The 18,247-nt window shown below is 40.3% G+C and carries 16 protein-coding genes; 8 read left to right on the top strand and 8 right to left on the bottom strand.

Translation table 11 applies throughout. From position 1 onward, the window contains the following. Positions 1-74 precede the first annotated feature (74 nt). Entirely contained in the window at positions 75-1,127 is a 1,053-nt protein-coding gene (omp38, locus tag AC52J8_RS03150) for an outer membrane protein Omp38 (protein WP_044100281.1), read from the bottom strand. A 379-nt stretch (positions 1,128-1,506) separates the two neighbouring features. On the opposite strand from omp38, the gene AC52J8_RS03145 reads away from it, so the two are divergent. The 3 genes from AC52J8_RS03145 to AC52J8_RS03135 all read left to right on the top strand — a co-directional run bounded on the left by AC52J8_RS03145 (position 1,507) and on the right by AC52J8_RS03135 (position 3,880). Then, a complete protein-coding gene (locus tag AC52J8_RS03145; RefSeq protein WP_086399656.1) occupies positions 1,507-2,022 on the top strand; it encodes a GspH/FimT family pseudopilin in 516 nt (171 codons plus the stop codon). Between the two features lie 108 nt (positions 2,023-2,130). Next, positions 2,131-3,306 (top strand): thiolase family protein, encoded by a 1,176-nt coding sequence (locus tag AC52J8_RS03140; protein WP_014207591.1) that lies wholly within the window; start codon positions 2,131-2,133, stop codon positions 3,304-3,306. Between the two features lie 130 nt (positions 3,307-3,436). Continuing rightward, complete coding sequence (locus tag AC52J8_RS03135; protein ID WP_005072758.1) at positions 3,437-3,880, top strand: VOC family protein; 444 nt, start codon at positions 3,437-3,439, stop codon at positions 3,878-3,880. 51 nt (positions 3,881-3,931) lie between these two features. Here the strand turns inward: AC52J8_RS03135 and AC52J8_RS03130 are convergent, their stop codons facing one another. The 6 genes from AC52J8_RS03130 to AC52J8_RS03105 form a co-directional block, all read right to left on the bottom strand. After that, on the bottom strand, positions 3,932-4,285 hold the full coding sequence (locus AC52J8_RS03130; RefSeq protein ID WP_002116446.1) for a DMT family transporter: 354 nt from the start codon (positions 4,283-4,285) through the stop codon (positions 3,932-3,934). An 81-nt stretch (positions 4,286-4,366) separates the two neighbouring features. Beyond that, positions 4,367-4,852 carry a DUF934 domain-containing protein gene (locus AC52J8_RS03125; protein ID WP_002116122.1) on the bottom strand — a complete coding sequence of 162 codons (486 nt, stop codon included), beginning with the start codon at positions 4,850-4,852 and terminating at the stop codon, positions 4,367-4,369. Next, complete coding sequence (locus tag AC52J8_RS03120) at positions 4,845-6,488, bottom strand: nitrite/sulfite reductase (RefSeq protein WP_005064287.1); 1,644 nt, start codon at positions 6,486-6,488, stop codon at positions 4,845-4,847. Before AC52J8_RS03120 ends, AC52J8_RS03125 begins: the two co-directional genes overlap by 8 nt. Positions 6,489-6,654: 166 nt before the next feature. Further along, on the bottom strand, positions 6,655-9,060 hold the full coding sequence (locus tag AC52J8_RS03115; protein WP_086399655.1) for a glucose/quinate/shikimate family membrane-bound PQQ-dependent dehydrogenase: 2,406 nt from the start codon (positions 9,058-9,060) through the stop codon (positions 6,655-6,657). A gap of 174 nt (positions 9,061-9,234) precedes the next feature. After that, complete coding sequence (locus AC52J8_RS03110; protein WP_080612991.1) at positions 9,235-10,467, bottom strand: carbohydrate porin; 1,233 nt, start codon at positions 10,465-10,467, stop codon at positions 9,235-9,237. Between the two features lie 155 nt (positions 10,468-10,622). Beyond that, positions 10,623-11,741 carry a CaiB/BaiF CoA transferase family protein gene (locus AC52J8_RS03105; RefSeq protein ID WP_086399654.1) on the bottom strand — a complete coding sequence of 373 codons (1,119 nt, stop codon included), beginning with the start codon at positions 11,739-11,741 and terminating at the stop codon, positions 10,623-10,625. A 210-nt stretch (positions 11,742-11,951) separates the two neighbouring features. Between AC52J8_RS03105 and AC52J8_RS03100 the strand changes: the two genes are divergently transcribed. From AC52J8_RS03100 to AC52J8_RS03080, 5 genes are all read left to right on the top strand, one after another. Beyond that, the gene (locus tag AC52J8_RS03100; RefSeq protein ID WP_002116561.1) at positions 11,952-12,962 is read left to right on the top strand and encodes an AraC family transcriptional regulator; all 1,011 of its coding nucleotides are present in this window, start codon (positions 11,952-11,954) and stop codon (positions 12,960-12,962) included. 169 nt (positions 12,963-13,131) lie between these two features. Beyond that, positions 13,132-14,337, top strand: a complete 1,206-nt coding sequence (locus AC52J8_RS03095) for an acetyl-CoA C-acetyltransferase (protein WP_086399653.1) — start codon at positions 13,132-13,134, stop codon at positions 14,335-14,337. 18 nt (positions 14,338-14,355) lie between these two features. Next, positions 14,356-16,491, top strand: coding sequence for a 3-hydroxyacyl-CoA dehydrogenase NAD-binding domain-containing protein (locus AC52J8_RS03090; RefSeq protein ID WP_086399652.1), 2,136 nt, complete (start codon positions 14,356-14,358; stop codon positions 16,489-16,491). Between the two features lie 164 nt (positions 16,492-16,655). After that, on the top strand, positions 16,656-16,910 hold the full coding sequence (locus tag AC52J8_RS03085; RefSeq protein WP_086399651.1) for a hypothetical protein: 255 nt from the start codon (positions 16,656-16,658) through the stop codon (positions 16,908-16,910). Positions 16,911-16,925: 15 nt separating this feature from the next. Next, positions 16,926-17,786: a patatin-like phospholipase family protein gene (locus tag AC52J8_RS03080; RefSeq protein ID WP_086399650.1), complete on the top strand. Its 861-nt coding sequence runs from the start codon at positions 16,926-16,928 to the stop codon at positions 17,784-17,786. Between the two features lie 29 nt (positions 17,787-17,815). Here AC52J8_RS03080 and AC52J8_RS03075 read toward each other — a convergent pair whose 3' ends face one another. Further along, a complete protein-coding gene (locus AC52J8_RS03075; RefSeq protein WP_086399649.1) occupies positions 17,816-18,235 on the bottom strand; it encodes a GNAT family N-acetyltransferase in 420 nt (139 codons plus the stop codon). Positions 18,236-18,247: the final 12 nt, after the last annotated feature.

The raw sequence follows: 18,247 nt of genomic DNA, 5'->3' as shown, positions 1-18,247 counted from the left end.
GACTAAATATTTTAAAAATCGCCATAAAAAAAGCGACTCTAACGAGTCGCTTTTTTACTGTTCAAGAACTCAAATTATTGAGCTTGTTGACCAGGTTGAACTACTACAGTACGGCTACCAGTGATTGTCGCGAATACACGACGGTTCATAGCACGACCTTCTTTAGTTTTGTTGTCAGCAATCGGTTGATCCCAAGCGAAACCTTGAGTAGACAAACGAGATGCATCAACGTTGTATTCGTTTACAAGAGCTGATTTAACAGAGTTAGCACGAGCTAAAGATAAACGTTCGTTCAACTTACGTGGACCAGTGTTATCTGTGTGACCTTCGATACGTGCAGTAGCGTTAGGGTATTCAGTTAACTTCTCAGCAACTTTAGCGATTTCTGGCTTGTATTGGTCTTTGATGTTTGATTTGTTAGTATCAAAGAACACACGAAGTTCCATGTTAAGGTCTTCAGTTAACTCTTGTGGTTGTGGAGCAACTGGAGTTGGTTCAACTGGAGCAACTTCTACTACAGGAGCAGCAGGCTTCAAGTGACCACCAAGAACTACGTTCAAACCAGCAAGAGCTGTATAGTTCCAGAACTCTTCATCAGCGTTATAAGTAGCACGAGCTTCTGTACGAAGAGATAAAGCATCGTTTAAGCGCCAGAAAGCACCAACACCTGCATTACCTAAAGTACCTTCTTCTGAGTTACCACGTGTACCACGGTTTACGCCATCAAAGTCATACTTGTAGTGACCAGCACCTAATAATACGTATGGCTTGATTTTGCTGTCGTAGTTTTTAGTGATTAAATCAGAAGTAACATAGAAGTTACCGTTGATTTGTTTTTGTTTATATTCAGCACCAGCAGCAGCGCCGTCTACGTCGCCTTTAACTTGGTTATATTCAGCTTCGAAACCTAACCATGGTGTTAACTCGATACCAAGAGCTGCACCAACGAATAAATCGTCTTGTAACTCAGGTCCGTTAGTTAAGTTACCATCTTTACCGCCATTGTTGTGTTGGCTGTCTTGGAAAGTGTAACCAAGCAATAATGGAGTAACTGTTACGCCAGCATTAGCAGCAGCTAATGGAGCAGCAACAAGCATAGTAGCAAGTGCAATACGACTCAATTTCATGGATATCCTCCAGAGATAACAATTGTTGTTCAAGCTCAGCCTAAATTTATTGGCCCCTGAGATATTTTCACCCCAGTATTATTTTTAAGCTATTCACATTTGAATCATACAAACACTTGATAGACTTTCCAAGTGCTTGATAATTTTAATCAAGTAAATTATTGACAAAATTACTTACAATTTCCGTTGTAATTCGGTAATTTTTCACTCAACTAGCAAATATGAACAACTTCTTTCTTTCGCTTACGGTGATTTTACCAGTATTCTAGCATCCTGATAACCTTTATTTAATTTTGTGTTTCCTCACTATAAAAATCATTATAAATCATTGATAGAAAGCATAAAATCAAAATATTTATTTATATATTAAGGAATTTTAATGTTTAAATCTCCCGGTTTCACGTTGTTGGAACTCACTATAACGCTCGCAATTCTTATGATTATGGCCACTATAGCGCTTCCTTTATATCATCAATTTATGGCTTCTGTAGAATTAAAAAATTCGTCTCGACTACTCACAATTCATATACAAAAAGCTAAATACGACGCAGTTCTACGACATAAGAGTGTCGTACTTTGCCCAAGTGTTGATTTTTCTACATGTAATAGTAACTGGGATACAAGTCTTATAAGCTTTGTAGACATGAATCAGAATCTACAAAGGGAAAACAATGAAGAAGTATTAACCAATGTTGAACTTGCTCATCGCTACGGTTCTTTAAAATTTCAAAAGTTTGGAAAAAAACTAAATAGTATTGTATTTCAGAGCGACACAGGACTGCCACGCGAATCCAACGGCACTTTTACTTACTGTTCTTATAACCAGCTTAAAAACTTTAAATTAGTTCTCAGCAAAATGGGACACACCCGTTTAGAAGATCTTAAAAATTGTTAGAACTCTACAGTCTAATGCAGAAGATATCTCTCTTTGATTTTTGCAATATACTGCCTAGGTTTTAAACATTTCTTATTTTGAGATTAAGAACAATCGGAGATTACAACAATGACTGACATCGTAATTGTAAATGGTGCTCGTACTGCCATGGGTGGTTTTCAAGGATCACTATCAGGACTTACAGCGCCTGAATTGGGTGCGGTAACGATTAAAGAAGCAATCGCACGAGCAGGTTTACAGCCTACTGATGTCGAAGAAGTCATTATGGGTTGTGTACTGCCTGCTGGCCTAAAGCAAGGTCCAGCACGTCAAGCGATGCGTAAAGCTGGCTTACCAGACTCTACAGGTGCAGTAACGATTAACAAGCTTTGTGGTTCTGGCATGAAAGCTGTTATGCAAGCCGCTGATATGATTAAAGCAGGTAGTGCTGAAGTTGTTGTTGCTGGCGGTATGGAGTCTATGACAAATGCACCTTATGTTTTACCAAAAGCACGAGCTGGCTATCGCATGGGCCATGGCGAAATTAAAGATCATATGTTCTTTGATGGGCTTGAAGATGCTGAAACTGGGCGTTTAATGGGTTCATTTGCTCAAGATATGGCCAATACTCGTGGCTATACACGTGAACAAATGGATGACTTTGCGATTCGCTCTTTAAAACGTGCTCAAACAGCAATTACTGAAGGTTATTTCAAAGACGAAATCGTTCCAGTTACTGTACCTAGTCGTAAAGGTGATGTCGTTGTTGATCAGGATGAACAACCTTTAAATGCCAAGATTGACAAGATTCCTTCACTCAAACCAGCTTTTGCAAAAGACGGTACGATTACCGCCGCAAATGCAAGTTCTATTTCGGATGGTGCGTCTGCATTAGTATTAACTTCAAGTGAAGTTGCAGCACAGCGTGGTTTGCAACCGCTTGCAAAAATTATCGCGACAGCGTCAAACTCTCAGCATCCTTCAGAATTTACGATCGCTCCAGTTGGTGCTATTGAAAAAGTTCTTAAAAAAGCGGGATGGAATGCTCAAGACGTCGATCTTTGGGAAATCAACGAAGCTTTTGCTATGGTTACTATGTGCCCAATTGATGATTTCAAACTTGATGCAGAGAAAGTGAATATCAATGGCGGTGCTTGTGCCCTAGGTCACCCTGTAGGTTCTACGGGTTCTCGTATTATTCTTACTCTTATTCACGCACTCAAACGTACTGGCGGTAAAAAAGGTATTGCTGCACTCTGTATTGGTGGTGGTGAAGCAACAGCAGTTGCAATTGAACTCATTTAATCCAAATTCATTATTTTAAAATCCCACTTCGGTGGGATTTTTTTATGAAAAAACTACAAAAAATGACCCACAAAATCACTTTTAAGTTATAACTTACTCCTTTAAACGAAAACAACAATGGACAATAACAATGCAACTCAATCACTATCTCAATTTCCAAGGCCAAGCAGAACAAGCCTTTAACTTTTATAAATCAGTATTTGGTGGTGAATTCGGTATGTTAAGTCGTTATGGCGATATGCCAGCGCCTGAAGGTGTGACGTTATCGGAAGCCGACAAAAATCTGGTTCTACATGTTTCACTGCCAATTAATGAATACACTGTGCTTATGGCCTCAGATACAAATGATCAGTTCTGTGCTCCTAACAGCGTTTTTACCCAAGGAAATAATCACTATATCTCGATCAATCTTGAAAAAGATGAGCAAGAAAAAGCAAAACAACTTTTTGATGCTTTATCTGTTAATGGTCAAATTGAAATGCCTTTAGAAAAAACGTTCTGGGGCGCATTGTACGGTGCTTTTACCGATCAGTTCGGTATAAAGTGGATGGTTAACTGCCAGCTTGATACCTAATATTTTCAATATTTAGCCCTTATAGAGATACCCACTATTTCTATAAGGGCTTTAAACATCGATATTGGAATATTGTGCAATAATCATTAAACCTACAGTAATAAAACCAATTCCCACCCATCCTGCCACATCAATATTCTGACCAAGAAAAATCTTTGCCAAAAAAGCTGTTGCTAATACACCTATCCCAGACCAAAGCACATATAAGATTCCGGCTTGCATATATTTCAAAGCAATAGCAGCGCATGCAAAAGAAATAATATACAAAACCAGAGCAATACCCTGAGCTGTTTTATTGACTAAGCCATTCCCCTTAGCAGAATAAAATGTTGAGAGTACATCTGTCGCAATAGCAAAAAGTAGCCACCAAGCACCAGGATTTATTTTTGAAATTAAACCTAACATTGTTGTTCTTCAGTTGAGTCATTTAAAAATTATTCATAAAAAAAGCTGAACCTGAGTTCAGCCTTTATATTTAAAAACTATTTAAGCACCAGTTTGATAACTTGCTTGCGGTACGGCTGTTGAAGCTTGGTATGGGTTGGTAAAGTCTTGCAAACCAGCTGCCGCTTCTTGCACATCTTTACCTTCTTTAATCACAAAACTATCAAAACCTGAACGTTTTAAGTAGTTTAAGACATCCTTAAACACATCACCAGTTGCACGCAATTCACCTTGGAAACCTTGACGGCGCAATAGTGCAGCAAATGAATAACCACGACCATCACCAAAACCTGCAAACTCAATGAAGATTGCATCAAGTTCACTTAATGGAAATGTGTGCTCTTCAGGTGAATCATTTACGGTCACATACAAAGCTTTTTTGCCTTGAACGTTAGCTAATTGATCGAGTTGAGCTGTTGTGACCACAACATCACCTTGGGGAATAACACCATCTTCAGCAATGATTTGATAAGTATTATCTGCAATCGTGCCATCTTTATAAAGCACTGGTAGAGCTGTATTAAGCATATGCACGCTCCTTAAATGGTTGAATTCCTACACGGCGATATGTATCAACAAAACGCTCACCTTCAGTACGCAAATCAAGATAAGTATTCAATACTTCTTCAATAACATCAGGCACAGCATCTGCTGCAAAAGATGGCCCTAAGATGTCACCGATTGATGCATCATGGTCTGAATTACCACCTAATGTAATTTGATAGAACTCAGCGCCTTTCTTATCTACACCTAAAATACCGATGTTACCTACATGGTGGTGACCACAAGCATTCATACAACCAGAAATATTTAGATCTAAATGACCAAGATCATAAACTTTGTCTAAGTCATCAAAACGACGTGTAATCGCTTCAGCAATTGGAATTGATTTCGCATTTGCAAGTGAACAGAAATCACCGCCTGGGCAACTAATGATATCGGTAATAAAGCCGATATGTGCACGCGCCATATTTTGTTGTTCAAGCGCTTGCCATACATCGAACAAATCTTTTTGAGGTACATCCGCCAAAGCAATGTTTTGTTCGTGAGTTGTGCGAAGTTCACCAAACGTATATTTATCAGCAAGATCTGCAATAAAATTCATTTCTTCGGTGGTCATATCACCCGGTGCGATGCCTGCACGTTTTAAAGAAATCGTAACAATACGATAGCCCTTTACTTTATGTGCATGCGTATTGATGTTGAACCACTGTTTGAATTTTGGATGCTCAGCAAATAAAGCTGTGAAGTCTTCATCTGCTAAATCTTGGTAAGCAAATGGAGTGAACTCTTCATCCAGTTTTTTCAAGATTTCTGGCTGAATCTTCAATGCTTCACGTGTATGTTCAAATTCAGCTTCAACTTTCTGTGCAAACACTTCAGGAGTTAATGCCTTAACTAGAATTTTGATACGCGCTTTATATTTGTTATCACGACGACCATGCAAGTTATAAACACGTAAAACCGCTTCTAAATAAGCAATTAAATCTTCACGTGGTAAAAACTCACGAATCACACTACCGATGATTGGGGTACGGCCTAAACCACCACCAGCCATAATTTTATAGCCGATCTCGCCTGCTTCATTACGCACGATATAAACACCAATATCGTGGAATGCAGTTGCCGCACGATCTTTTTCTTCAAGTGCAGAAACAGCAATTTTGAACTTACGTGGCAAGAATGCAAATTCTGGGTGGAATGTACTCCACTGACGAATCAACTCACATGTTGGACGTGGGTCTGCAATTTCACCAGCAACCACACCTGCATATTGGTCAGTTGTCGTGTTACGAATACAGTTACCACTGGTTTGAATGGCATGCATTTGTACAGTTGCAAGTTCAGCCAAAATATCTGGCACATCTTCAAGCGCAGGCCAGTTCAACTGGATGTTCTGACGTGTAGATACATGTGCATAACCACGGTCATAAGCAGTTGAAACTTCAGCAACTTTACGTAATTGTTTAGAATTCATTAAGCCATACGGCACAGCTATACGCAGCATAGGCGCATAACGTTGCACATATAAACCATTTTGCAAACGTAATGGACGATATTCGTCTTCAGAAAGTTTGCCAGCTAAATAGCGTTCTGTTTGATCACGGAACTGAGCAACTCGTTCATTAACCAGCTGCTGGTCGAAATCGGTATATAAATACATGGCGTATGGCTAGTAGATTCATTATTAAGGCGGATAGCATAGCGAGCTTTTATTCATCAATAAAATGCTTTTTTTGCATATTTAATAACGGTTTTATTGATAAGCTTTAATATAAATCGATATAAAAAAAGCCCGGATAAATCCAGGCCCTTTCTATAAAAGCTTTTTATTTGTTATCTGGTAAGGCATAAGCCACTAAATAGTCGCCCATTTTCGTACCAAATGAACCATGACCACCAGCCATGATCACAACATATTGCTTACCATTGATTTCATAAGTCATTGGTGTTGCTTGTCCACCTGCTGGTAAACGCGCTTCCCAAAGTTTCTTACCGTTAGTAACGTTAAACGCACGTAAGTAGTTATCTTGAGTTGCACCAACAAACATGACATTACCGGCAGTAGAAATTGAACCACCTAAACCAGGCACACCAATTTTCACAGCTGGTAACTGGAACAAGTTCGGCAAGCTGTCACGAATTGTACCAATACGTTTTTTCCATACCACTTCATGCGTTTTCAAATCAACGCCAGCTACATAGCCCCAAGCCGGTTGTTTACAAGGTAAACCAAGCGGAGATAAGAATGCGCTAATTTCAACACCATATGGTACGCCGTACATCGGTTGTACGCCCTGCTCAGTTCCCGCACCTTTTGCAGTTTGTGCACGGTTTGGATCAGCAGGAATTAAACGACTGACGAATGGCAGACCAATCGGGTTCATTACAGCAACCTGACGATCAGGGTTAACTGACATACCGCCCCATTCAAATACACCTAAGTTACCAGGGAAAACTAAAGTACCGTTTTCAGATGGTGGCGTATAAATACCGTCGTAATTTAAACGTTTGAAAGATACACGACACATGAGCTGATCAAGCATAGTGGCACCCCACATGTCTTTATCAGTCAATTTATCTTGTGGCGCCAAGTTCAAGTCAGAGAATGGCTGAGTTTTTGAATAGAACTCACCTTTAGTTTGTGGTCCACGTTTAACTATTTGTGGAACCGGTTTCTCAGTTACAGGAACAATCGGTTGACCATTACGGCGATCAAGCACAAAGGCATTACCTGTTTTCGTCAATACATAGATTGCAGGAACAGTTTGGCCAGCTTTATTTTTGATATCAGCTAAAGATGGTTGTGATGGTACGTCCATATCCCATAAATCATGATGGGTCGTCTGGAAGTTCCACACTAATTTACCAGTAGAAGCATTAATCGCTAACATTGAGTTTGCATAACGCTCTTTCAGCTCGGTACGGTCACCACCCCAGATATCTGGTGTACCTACACCTGTTGGTACATAAACGATATCAAGTTTGGCATCGTATGCTAAAGGTGCCCACGCATTTGGTGAGTTATGAACAAAAGTAGTACCTTCGCCCGGCATTGCATTTGGATCTGCTGCGCCAGTATCAAATACCCAAAGAAGTTTACCAGTGTTAACGTCATATCCACGAATCACACCAGATGGCTCTTTATTGGAGTAGTTATCTGTTACAGAACCAGCAATCACAACAGTTGAACCAGTCACGATACCAGGAGATGTTGGGTTGTAACCGCCTGGATAAGCATATGGCATAAACTCTTGTAAGTTCACTTCACCATTTTGACCAAAGTCAGTACATGCTTTACCAGTGTCAGCATTTACAGCCACTAAACGACCATCGTTGACTGGTACAAATACCTTACGTGGACATTGTGTAGAGCTAGATTTCTTGCTTTGAAGACTCGTTGCAAACTCAGTTGTATTGTTTGCATCGTAGTACATCACACCACGACAAGTTAAATGCTGGAACGATTTATCCGTTTTAAGTTTCGGATCAAAACGCCATTTTTCTTTACCTGTAGCAGGATCAATCGCAATTAACTGCTGGTGAGCTGTACAGATAAACATGTTATTACCGATTTTAATCGGTGTAACCTGATTGGTCGTTTCGCCAGAGTCGTTATCTGTCTTAAGATCGCCAGTACGTAAAGTCCAAGCAACTTTCAAGTCTTTTACGTTTTGGTCATTGATCTGTTTCAATGGAGAATAACGCACACCTGCTTGAGTACGACCATAAGCTGGCCAATCACTTTCAGCAACACCAGGCACGGCTTGAGCTGTTTCTGGTTGAGGTGTTTTGATTTCACCATTAATTTCTTGCGGATCATTGAAGATAGAATAAACCATCAACACGATTGCAATTGCTAAAGTTGAAGATAAGGCAATCTTACTTGATCCAAGGTTGTTGATTCCACGAGTTACAGCCGGAACCAATAACCATAAACCAAGAATACCTAAAATATCTAAACGTGGTGCAAGCGCCCAAAAGTCTGTTCCAACTTCCCAGACACTCCAGATAATAGTTCCTAGCATTAATGCAGCATAAACCCACAAAGCAGTAGAAGCACGCTTGTAGAGTTGCCATGCAACAATGAGGAGTAATACTCCAGCTATAATGTAGTAAATTGAACCGCCTAGTGTAGCGAGCCAAATACCTCCAATTAACAGGAATAACGCCAGTAACCCAATAATAATTACGGTAAAAGTCGTTAAACCTGATCTTGAAGTAGGTTGATTCATAAACCACCTCTTATCAATCATCATTTTTATAGGAAAGATGTGCCAAGAACCTTATAGAAAAATGGCATCACCAATACATCTAAAACAAATTCAGGCATCAAGAAAAAACGGAAGGTCAGGATAATTCAATCAATGACTTAGCCCTCGACAATCCGTTTTTCGGAGTAATTACGCTTAGAATGCAGTTGAGAATTTAATACCGCCAACCCAAGTGTTATCACCATTTTTTAATGCACCAACATGACGAACATATTGCACATTTGGACGAATAGTTAACCAGTTAGTGGCATGAATACCGTAGTAAAGCTCGGTATTGTATTCAGTGTCATATTCTTTAGTTTGAACATCGTTCCAGTCATCATTGATATGGATACGAGCAACACCGAGTGCCAATTCATCTTGAGGACGTTGATTGAGCAAACCTTTATAGACCAAGCCTACATTTTGCATGTTATCAATTTTGTTGGTATCAGAGTCGTGGAAAGTCAGGTTCACAAAACCTGTTAAACCGCGATCTGTTTGATCAGCAGGCTGGAATAATTTTTGTTTTGCAGTTACCCAAACACCTTGTTTATGAGAGTTTTTAGTTTCATCTGCAATTTCTTTGGCATCAGCAGTGCTGTAGTAATAACCTAAACGGTATTCACCCGCCATACTTTGAGCACCTAATTTAGGTGACCAAACCACTTCGGCAGGAATAATTGCACCGTGAGAACCATCAGTACTTAAGTTAAAACCTTTGCCTCGCTCCAGATTTTCTGGGTTATATTCATATACACCAACTTGAGTATATAAGTCAGGTTGCAAGTTATATTTAACACGCATTGCCCATTGGCTAACCGGCCAGTTATACCACTGATCACCCACCCAGTTACCGACTTGCGAACCACAAAGCGCTAAATTCTGGAAATCACAGTCAAAACTGTTAAAGTCTTCACCTTCACCAAAACGACCGACTTTAACGTCTAATTTTTGATCCATGAATTTTTTCTTAATCCATAAATCTGTTAAACGCCAAGTTTGCTCACGCCCCCACACTTCTTGTACCGAGCTTAAGTGCCCTGCTAAAGCTGGTGAATGTTCAGAAAGCGACTGCCCATCACGATATGTTAATGTGATTTGAGCTTCCGTATCTTGCCAACCTAAAATTTTATTTAGGTCAAAATGAGTTCCTAGTGCAAGTTGCCCCGTATAAGCACTACCATGCGTAGACGTATTTTTTGAATCTAAAATACCGGCATATTCGCCGGTATATCCAAAAGAAAAATCATAACCTTGTGCTTGTAACGCGGTGCGTTGACCGTTCCAATCACCCAACATCCAAGGACTATTTGGGTCGAATGCAGCAGCAGCTTGTGCATGCTGTATAAAAAGAGTAATTGATAAAACGGATAAACAGGAAGCCATCAAGGATTTATGTGTTTTCATGTTTACATACCTTTTATGTCTTTGTTTATAAAGGGTACGCTAATTTTATGTAAAGAAATTATTCAAAATGTTAATCGATTGATTAATCTAATAATAATCTTAATACACATTGTATGAAAAATGACCCCAGCTCTTTACCACTGCCCTTCACCAAGTTTTTGACCTATAAAGGAATATCTCATTTTCGATCTTGAAAACTTAATTGGACAAGCCAATTGTGGTTCTGTATCCGCTGTATTATTTTGCAAAGGTACATCCACAATCCATCCACGTTCTTGTGCTAAAGGCGAGTTTAAGGACTCCGTTAGGCTTAAAACAGGTTCTACACACACATCAAGATTTGCAAAAATTTCATGCCATTCTTTAAATGATTTCGTTTTGATTTTCTCTTGAATGGCTTGTTTAACTTCCTGTCGGTCTTCTACATCTAAAGAAGCACCTTTTTGTAATAATAAAGGCAAATCAAGGGCTACTGACAAACCAGACATAAATTGTGGTTCAAGACTACCTATTGAAAAATAACGGCCATCTTGAGTCATATAATAATCATAGAAAATGCCGCCATTGAGCATGCCATGCTCTGGTGCCTGTTCAACCTGTGCAGCAAGTGTGGCGGATGCCGCCATACTATTTAGGCTAGCAACACAATCAGTCATAGAAATATCAATATATTGTCCCATTCCACTATGTCCGCGTTCGACGACCGCAGCTAAAATCGCAATGACAGCATGAAGTGAACCACCTGCAATGTCTGCAACCTGAATACCGAGCGGTGGCGGACCACTGTCTTGTCGGCCGCTATATCCAGCAATACCAGCTAAAGCTAAATAGTTAATGTCATGCCCAGCCCTGTCTTTATAGCTTCCTGTTTGTCCATATCCTGTAATTGAACAATAAATGAGACGCGGGTTAATTTCGGCAAGCGTCGCGTAGTCTAATCCTAGACGGCGCATGACATCAGGTCGGAACTGCTCTATGACAATATCAAACTCAGAAATTTTGGCTTTAATCAGATCAATACTCGCTTTATCTTTTAAATCGAGAACAATCGACTGTTTATTTCGGTTTAGATAGCTATGTGCTGTTGCTTGACCATTTGCGTATGGCGGCATGATTCGGATTAGATCTGGTCGTGATGGAGATTCGATATGGATGACTTCTGCTCCCATATCGGCCAGATACATTGTGGCAAAAGGTCCAGGTAAGAGCGTCGAGAAATCGAGAACTTTAAGTCCATTTAATGCTGTCGTCATCGTATTTTTAACCACTATTATTCGAATTTTCTTTTATATTAGTTAAGCAAATATACTAAAACAATGTCATGTTCAGCCATTTACCTTGATCATTTCGGCAATTTAACATGTAAAAAGTGCTTTTACTCTGTTGTAAATCGCCAATTTATTTTTTTAGACGGTCATTTAGGTCAATTTAAAGTGAACATCAAAGAGACTGAAGGATTCAATATGAGTCGCGATACGATTAGCATCCACTTCGTGAATGCGGCTTTGACAGGCGTAAAACGCCTTGGCATGGATGTTGAAATGCTCCTTTCACATGTGGGTATTGAAGCGGAATTATTACGTCAACCTAAAGCTCGAATCTCACCAGAACAATATACTCGTTTTATAAAAATGTTGTGGATGGTCACACAGGATGAACACGTTGGATTTGACGTACAACCGCGTCGTCTGGGCACTTTTGCCATTATGTGTCAGTTGATTATTCACGCAAAAACATTAGGTCAAGCCCTTGAACTGTCATCTCAATTCTACAAATTATTTGGCGATGAATGGTCTGTAACTCTAGAGCGTGACAAACATGAAGCACGCCTAGTTCCCCTCATTCCAAAAACTTTAGATCCAGACCATTTCATTACTGAAAGTATGCTTATGATTTGGCACGGTCTAGCATCATGGTTGATTGAACGCCGCTTGCCATTAGAACGTGTTCATTTTAGCTATCCACGTCCTGCACATGCAGATGAATATGATGCATTATTTTTTGCACCAGTTATGCAGTTTGATGCACCGCGTACTGAAATTACCTTTGCAGCTGATTATCTTGATTTACCAATCCGCCAAGATGAGAAAACGCTAGAAGAATTCTTAAAAGCAGCACCTGCTCAGCTTTTAGTAAAATTCAAAAACACCAACTCGCTAACTTCTCGTATTCGTGAAGTACTTAAAAGCCAAATTGGTGAAGAAATGCCAACGCTTAATGACGTTGCATCAATGTTGTATTTATCTCCGCAAACTTTACGCCGCCGCTTGGCTGCCGAAGGTAAAAGCTACCAAGGCGTAAAAGATGCTTTACGCCGAGATGCTGCGATTCACTTGTTACTTAACCCAGAATTAACACTTGAAGACGTTGCTCAACAAGTTGGTTTTAGTGAAACCAGTACGTTCCACCGCGCATTTAAAAAGTGGACGGGTGTAACTCCTGGCCTATATCGCCAGCTACATGGTTATCACTAACTCTTAAATCTCTTTAGTTTCACATTTAGCCCAAGTTCAACTTGGGCTTTTTTGTATTTCTATTGGCAAAAATCATCACCTGACTGGTGCGCTTATCGTCATTGCGTTGCCTTTTAAAACCAGTACACTCAAAACACAACAAAGTTTAAGTAATAAAAAAGGAACTGTTATGAGCGAGGCTTATATTATTGATGCCATTCGCACACCACGCGGAAAAGGAAAAAAAGATGGCTCTCTTTACGAAGTAAAACCAATTACCTTACTCACCACCTTATTAAATGAATTACAGCAGCGCCATCAACTCGATACGTCTAAAGTCGATGACATTGTTTTGGGCTGCGTAACACCAATTGGCGATCAAGGTGGTGATATTGCCAAAACTGCAGCGATTGCAGCAGGTTGGAATGATGATGTTGCTGGGGTGCAAATCAATCGCTTTTGTGCATCAGGCTTAGAAGCAGTCAATATGGCAGCAATGAAAGTCCGCTCTGGTTGGGAAGATTTAGTGGTTGCTGGTGGCGTTGAATCAATGTCACGCATTCCAATGGGTTCTGATGGCGGACCATGGGCTCTAGATCCAGAAACAAATCTTAAGTCATCATTTGTTCCACAAGGTATCGGCGCTGACCTCATTGCAACCCTAGATGGCTATAGCCGTGAAGATGTTGATAATTTTGCTGTAAAGTCACAACAAAAAGCGGCAGCAGCTCAATCAAATGGTTATTTCAATCACTCAATCGTACCAGTAAAAGATCACGCAGGTGTAGTGATTTTAGATAAAGATGAATTCATTAAAGGCAATACAACACTCGAAGGTCTAACGAAGCTCAACCCAAGTTTTGAAATGATGGGGCAAATGGGTTTTGATGCAGTTGCTTTACAAAAATATCCAGAAGCACAAAAAATAAATCATGTTCATCACGCAGGTAACTCATCAGGCATTGTCGATGGAGCAGCTATAGTTTTATTGGCTTCTGAAAAAGCGGTAAAAGAACAAAATTTGAAACCACGCGCTAAAGTTTTGGCGACTGCATTAGTCGGGACTGACCCAACCATCATGCTGACTGGCCCTGCTCCTGCTGCACGTAAAGCTTTAGAAAAAGCTGGCCTCACGATTGATGATATTGACCTATTTGAAGTCAATGAAGCCTTTGCAGCTGTTGTAATGCGTTTTATTAATGAACTCAACGTCCCTGCTGAAAAAGTCAACGTAAATGGTGGTGCGATTGCTTTAGGCCATCCATTAGGAGCAACAGGTGCCATGATTTTAGGCACACTACTTGATGAGCTTGAACGACAAGATAAAAAGCGCGGTTTAGCGACGCTCTGTGTTGGCGGTGGAATGGGTATTGCCACCATTATTGAACGCGTATAAAAATTAGGGATATAAAAGATGAGTGCAATTCAATACGAAAAAAATGCCGACAATATTGTCATTTTAACGCTTGATTCAACAGGTCAATCTGCGAACACCATGAATGCCGAGTTTCGTGACTCGCTTGATGAGGCGACTCAGAAACTTAAATCAGAAACAGAACTTTCAGGTGTTATTTTCCGCTCAGCTAAGAAAACTTTCTTTGCAGGCGGTGACCTAGATGAGCTAATTCAAGTTCAACCTGAACATGCGACTGACTTTTTCAATATGGTTGAAAAGCTAAAAGGTCATTTACGCACAATTGAAACGTTAGGCATTCCAGTCGTTGCAGCATTAAATGGCACTGCACTTGGCGGTGGTTGGGAAATCGCATTAAGTTGCCATCACCGTATTGCAATCAATGACGCGAAAAGTAAATTTGGCCTACCAGAAGTCACTTTAGGTTTGTTACCGGGTGGCGGCGGTATTGTGCGCATGGTACGTCTGCTTGGGCTTCAAAATGCATTTCCTTTCTTAATGGAAGGCAAACAGTTCGGTGTTGATAAAGCAAAATCTTTAGGCTTAATTCACGATACTGCTGAAAATGAACAAGAGCTTTTAGATAAAGCAATTGCTTGGATCAAGGCTAATCCAAAATCTCAACAGCCTTTTGATGTAAAGGGCTACAAAATCCCGGGTGGTGATCCAAAAACTCCAGCAGTTGCACAAGTTCTTGCAATTGCGCCAGCCATGTTAAGAGACAAAACCAAAGGTTGTTACCCTGCCCCTGAAGCAATTATGGCTGCCGCAGTTGAAGGTGCTCAAGTTGATGTCGATACTGCTCTGCGTATTGAGTCTCGCTACTTTACTCAGCTTACCACAGGCCAAATTTCTAAAAATATGATCGGCACTTTCTGGCATGGTCTAAATGCAATTAAGTCTGGTGCGAGCCGCCCTGCCGACGTTGCAAAATGGCAAGCCACGAAAGTGGGTGTTTTGGGTGCAGGCATGATGGGTGCAGGGATTGCATATTCAACAGCCATAAAAGGCATTCCAGTTGTACTTAAAGATGTATCTGTTGAAAATGCTGAGAAAGGCAAAGCATATTCACAAAAGCTCTTAGATAAACGTGTATCACAAGGCCGCATGACCGCAGAAAAACGTGATCAGGTTTTATCACTCATTACCGCTACAGCTTCAGCTCAAGACTTACAAGGTTGTGATTTAATTATTGAAGCGGTATTTGAAAACCAAGAACTCAAAGCTAAAGTCACTCAAGAAGCTGAACAATACTTAGCGCCTAACGGTGTGATGGCATCAAACACCTCAACCCTGCCAATTACAGGTTTAGCTCAAGCAAGTAAGGATGATAAAGCATTTATCGGCCTACACTTTTTTAGCCCTGTCGACAAAATGCAATTAGTCGAGATTATTAAAGGCAAAAACACCTCCGCAGAGACACTTGCCAAAGCTTATGACTTTGTACAACAAATTGGAAAAACACCGATTGTTGTTAATGATAGCCGTGGTTTCTTTACCAGTCGTGTGTTTGGTACCTTCATTCAAGAAGGTATGCGCTTGCTTGCCGAAGGTGTCCACCCAGCGCGTATTGAAATGGCAGCACTGAAAGCTGGTATGCCAGTTGGCCCCCTCGCTATTCAAGATGAAGTATCTTTAACATTAACCGAACATGTTGCCAGTGAAGCACGCAAAGCTCTTCAGGCCGAAGGAAAAGATTTACCTAAAACTTCTGTAGATGAAGTGGTTCACACCATGATTCATGAGTTAAACCGTAAAGGTAAAGCTGCTGGAGCTGGTTTTTATGAATACCCTGAAAATGGTAAAAAGCACCTTTGGGAAGGCTTGAACCGTTGGCAAAAAGATCACGATATTTCTGAACAAGATATGATTGATCGCATTCTGTTTGTACAGGCCTTAGATACTTTACGTTGTTATGAAGAAGGTGTGTTGGAGTCTGTAATTGATGCCAATGTCGGTTCTATTTTTGGGATTGGTTACGCACCTTGGACGGGTGGAGCAATTCAATTCCTAAATCAATACGGCACTGATAAAGCACAAAAACGAGCTGAAGAGTTAACTGCCAAATATGGTGAACGTTTTACACCGCCTGCACTGCTAAAAACCAAAGCTGAGCAGAAACAAAATATTCAATAACTTAGACTTATTAAATATTTAAAAACTGCATAAACCTTGCCCATATAAATATATTTTATTTATATGGGTTTTTCTTTATGACCTTTAAGATTTCAGCCTCACACCTAAATATGCTATAAATAGACTTCATTTTTGTGCTTCTACAGCACATTCGAGAAATCCTTATGTCCGATAAAAATTCTTCCGAGTCAGCAGTTCTAGGCTGGAAATTTGTTCTGATCGTTGGTGTTTTAAGTGCGATTTTCCTTGGCTTTTTCTATTTAGCAATGAGTAATGAACCTGACTATATGCCAGGAGCACAGCGCAAAGCACAACAAGAGCAAATGCAGCAAAAAGCTGAACATTCTACAGAGCAACACGCGCAACATGACGATATGCCTGGAATGGATATGCAAGAACATAAGCACTCAACTCAGTAATCAGATATTTTTCAAATGACAGATTTTTCCCGCAACGCACTGGTTGTAGAAGGTGGAGGCATGCGTGGTGCCTTTACCAGTGGTGTACTTGACGCGTTTTTACAACAACAGTTCGACCCATTCGATTTATATGTTGGTGTATCGTCTGGTTCAACTAATGTCGCCAACTACCTAGCAGGCCAGCAAGGCCGCACTTTAACATTTTATATTGATCATTCACTGCGTCCTGAATTTATCGATTACAAGCGCTTTTTTAAGGGCGGCGATTTACTTGATTTAAAATGGATGTGGGAAATTGGTGAGCAAGAGCATCCTCTTGATCAACAGAGTCTTTTTTCCAAAAATCCTGATTTTTATATGGTGTTGACGCATGCCAAAACAGGTCATGCAGAATATCTTCGTGCGGGTAAAGACAATTTACTCAATGCGCTTCGTGCTTCTAGCTCAATTCCAGTTTTAACGCGTCATCCCGTCGATATTATGGGTGAACCTTATTTTGATGGTGGTGTTGCAGATGCCCTACCCGTTCGCTGGACGGCTCAGCAAAGTGGCGTCAAAAAACTGTTAGTTTTACGTACTCGTCCGAAAAACTATTTCAAAGCAAGTAGTCGAGGTGATCAATTCCTCGCAAAATATGCGTTTAAACATCATTATGGTTTCGCTAGTAGCTTGCGTAGCCGCTGTGCTCGTTATAACGCTTCGGTCGATTTTGTTCGTGGTGAAAATCCAGACCAGCAAATTTTAGAAGTGTGTCCACCGCCTCTTAAAAATATGGCTGGCCGTTTAACTACCAATCCAAAAAAGCTTCGCTACAGTTATGAAGTCGGTTTAGAAACTGGCTTACAGGCCATCGAAAGTTGGAATGCAATGAAATAAATTAAAATTGAGATTTCTAAAAAGAAGTCTCAATTTAACTTCAAAACCATATCAATATGTGGAATACCACAGTCTTGGTAAACTTCACCTTGTACTTTAAAGCCTAAAGCTTCGTAAAAAGCGGTCACATAGGTTTGCGCTGAAAGCTTTAAGTAAGGCAGTTTATGACGACGTGCATAGTCAATAATATGCTGCATTAAAATTTTACCAATACCCTGCTTTCGATAAGGCATTAAAACAGCAACACGCCCTACGCTATGCTGCGGCAACAAACGTGCTGTAGCGATAGGCTGCTCTTTGTCATAGACAATAAAATGTAGAACTGTGGCATCCAAGTCGTCCCATTCATCTTCAGGTGCAATTCCCTGTTCTCGGATAAAGACTTGTTCACGGATGTATTTGGCATCTTGCTCAAGCTGTTCCCAACCACCCTCTACAATTTTATACATCCATTCACCGTC

This window comes from Acinetobacter sp. S-1 (assembly GCF_059579785.1).
Note: the sequence above shows the minus strand (reverse complement) of the source record. Positions and strands in the feature narration are given on the sequence as shown.

What these genes read in the sequence shown, in the direction of transcription:
- omp38 (WP_044100281.1), bottom strand. Translation starts at nt 1,127, where the DNA reads ATGAAATTGAGTCGTATTGCACTTGCTACTATGCTTGTTGCTGCTCCA.
- AC52J8_RS03145 (WP_086399656.1), top strand. Translation starts at nt 1,507, where the DNA reads ATGTTTAAATCTCCCGGTTTCACGTTGTTGGAACTCACTATAACGCTC.
- AC52J8_RS03140 (WP_014207591.1), top strand. Translation starts at nt 2,131, where the DNA reads ATGACTGACATCGTAATTGTAAATGGTGCTCGTACTGCCATGGGTGGT.
- AC52J8_RS03135 (WP_005072758.1), top strand. Translation starts at nt 3,437, where the DNA reads ATGCAACTCAATCACTATCTCAATTTCCAAGGCCAAGCAGAACAAGCC.
- AC52J8_RS03130 (WP_002116446.1), bottom strand. Translation starts at nt 4,285, where the DNA reads ATGTTAGGTTTAATTTCAAAAATAAATCCTGGTGCTTGGTGGCTACTT.
- AC52J8_RS03125 (WP_002116122.1), bottom strand. Translation starts at nt 4,852, where the DNA reads ATGCTTAATACAGCTCTACCAGTGCTTTATAAAGATGGCACGATTGCA.
- AC52J8_RS03120 (WP_005064287.1), bottom strand. Translation starts at nt 6,488, where the DNA reads ATGTATTTATATACCGATTTCGACCAGCAGCTGGTTAATGAACGAGTT.
- AC52J8_RS03115 (WP_086399655.1), bottom strand. Translation starts at nt 9,060, where the DNA reads ATGAATCAACCTACTTCAAGATCAGGTTTAACGACTTTTACCGTAATT.
- AC52J8_RS03110 (WP_080612991.1), bottom strand. Translation starts at nt 10,467, where the DNA reads ATGGCTTCCTGTTTATCCGTTTTATCAATTACTCTTTTTATACAGCAT.
- AC52J8_RS03105 (WP_086399654.1), bottom strand. Translation starts at nt 11,741, where the DNA reads ATGACGACAGCATTAAATGGACTTAAAGTTCTCGATTTCTCGACGCTC.
- AC52J8_RS03100 (WP_002116561.1), top strand. Translation starts at nt 11,952, where the DNA reads ATGAGTCGCGATACGATTAGCATCCACTTCGTGAATGCGGCTTTGACA.
- AC52J8_RS03095 (WP_086399653.1), top strand. Translation starts at nt 13,132, where the DNA reads ATGAGCGAGGCTTATATTATTGATGCCATTCGCACACCACGCGGAAAA.
- AC52J8_RS03090 (WP_086399652.1), top strand. Translation starts at nt 14,356, where the DNA reads ATGAGTGCAATTCAATACGAAAAAAATGCCGACAATATTGTCATTTTA.
- AC52J8_RS03085 (WP_086399651.1), top strand. Translation starts at nt 16,656, where the DNA reads ATGTCCGATAAAAATTCTTCCGAGTCAGCAGTTCTAGGCTGGAAATTT.
- AC52J8_RS03080 (WP_086399650.1), top strand. Translation starts at nt 16,926, where the DNA reads ATGACAGATTTTTCCCGCAACGCACTGGTTGTAGAAGGTGGAGGCATG.
- AC52J8_RS03075 (WP_086399649.1), bottom strand. Translation starts at nt 18,235, where the DNA reads ATGTATAAAATTGTAGAGGGTGGTTGGGAACAGCTTGAGCAAGATGCC.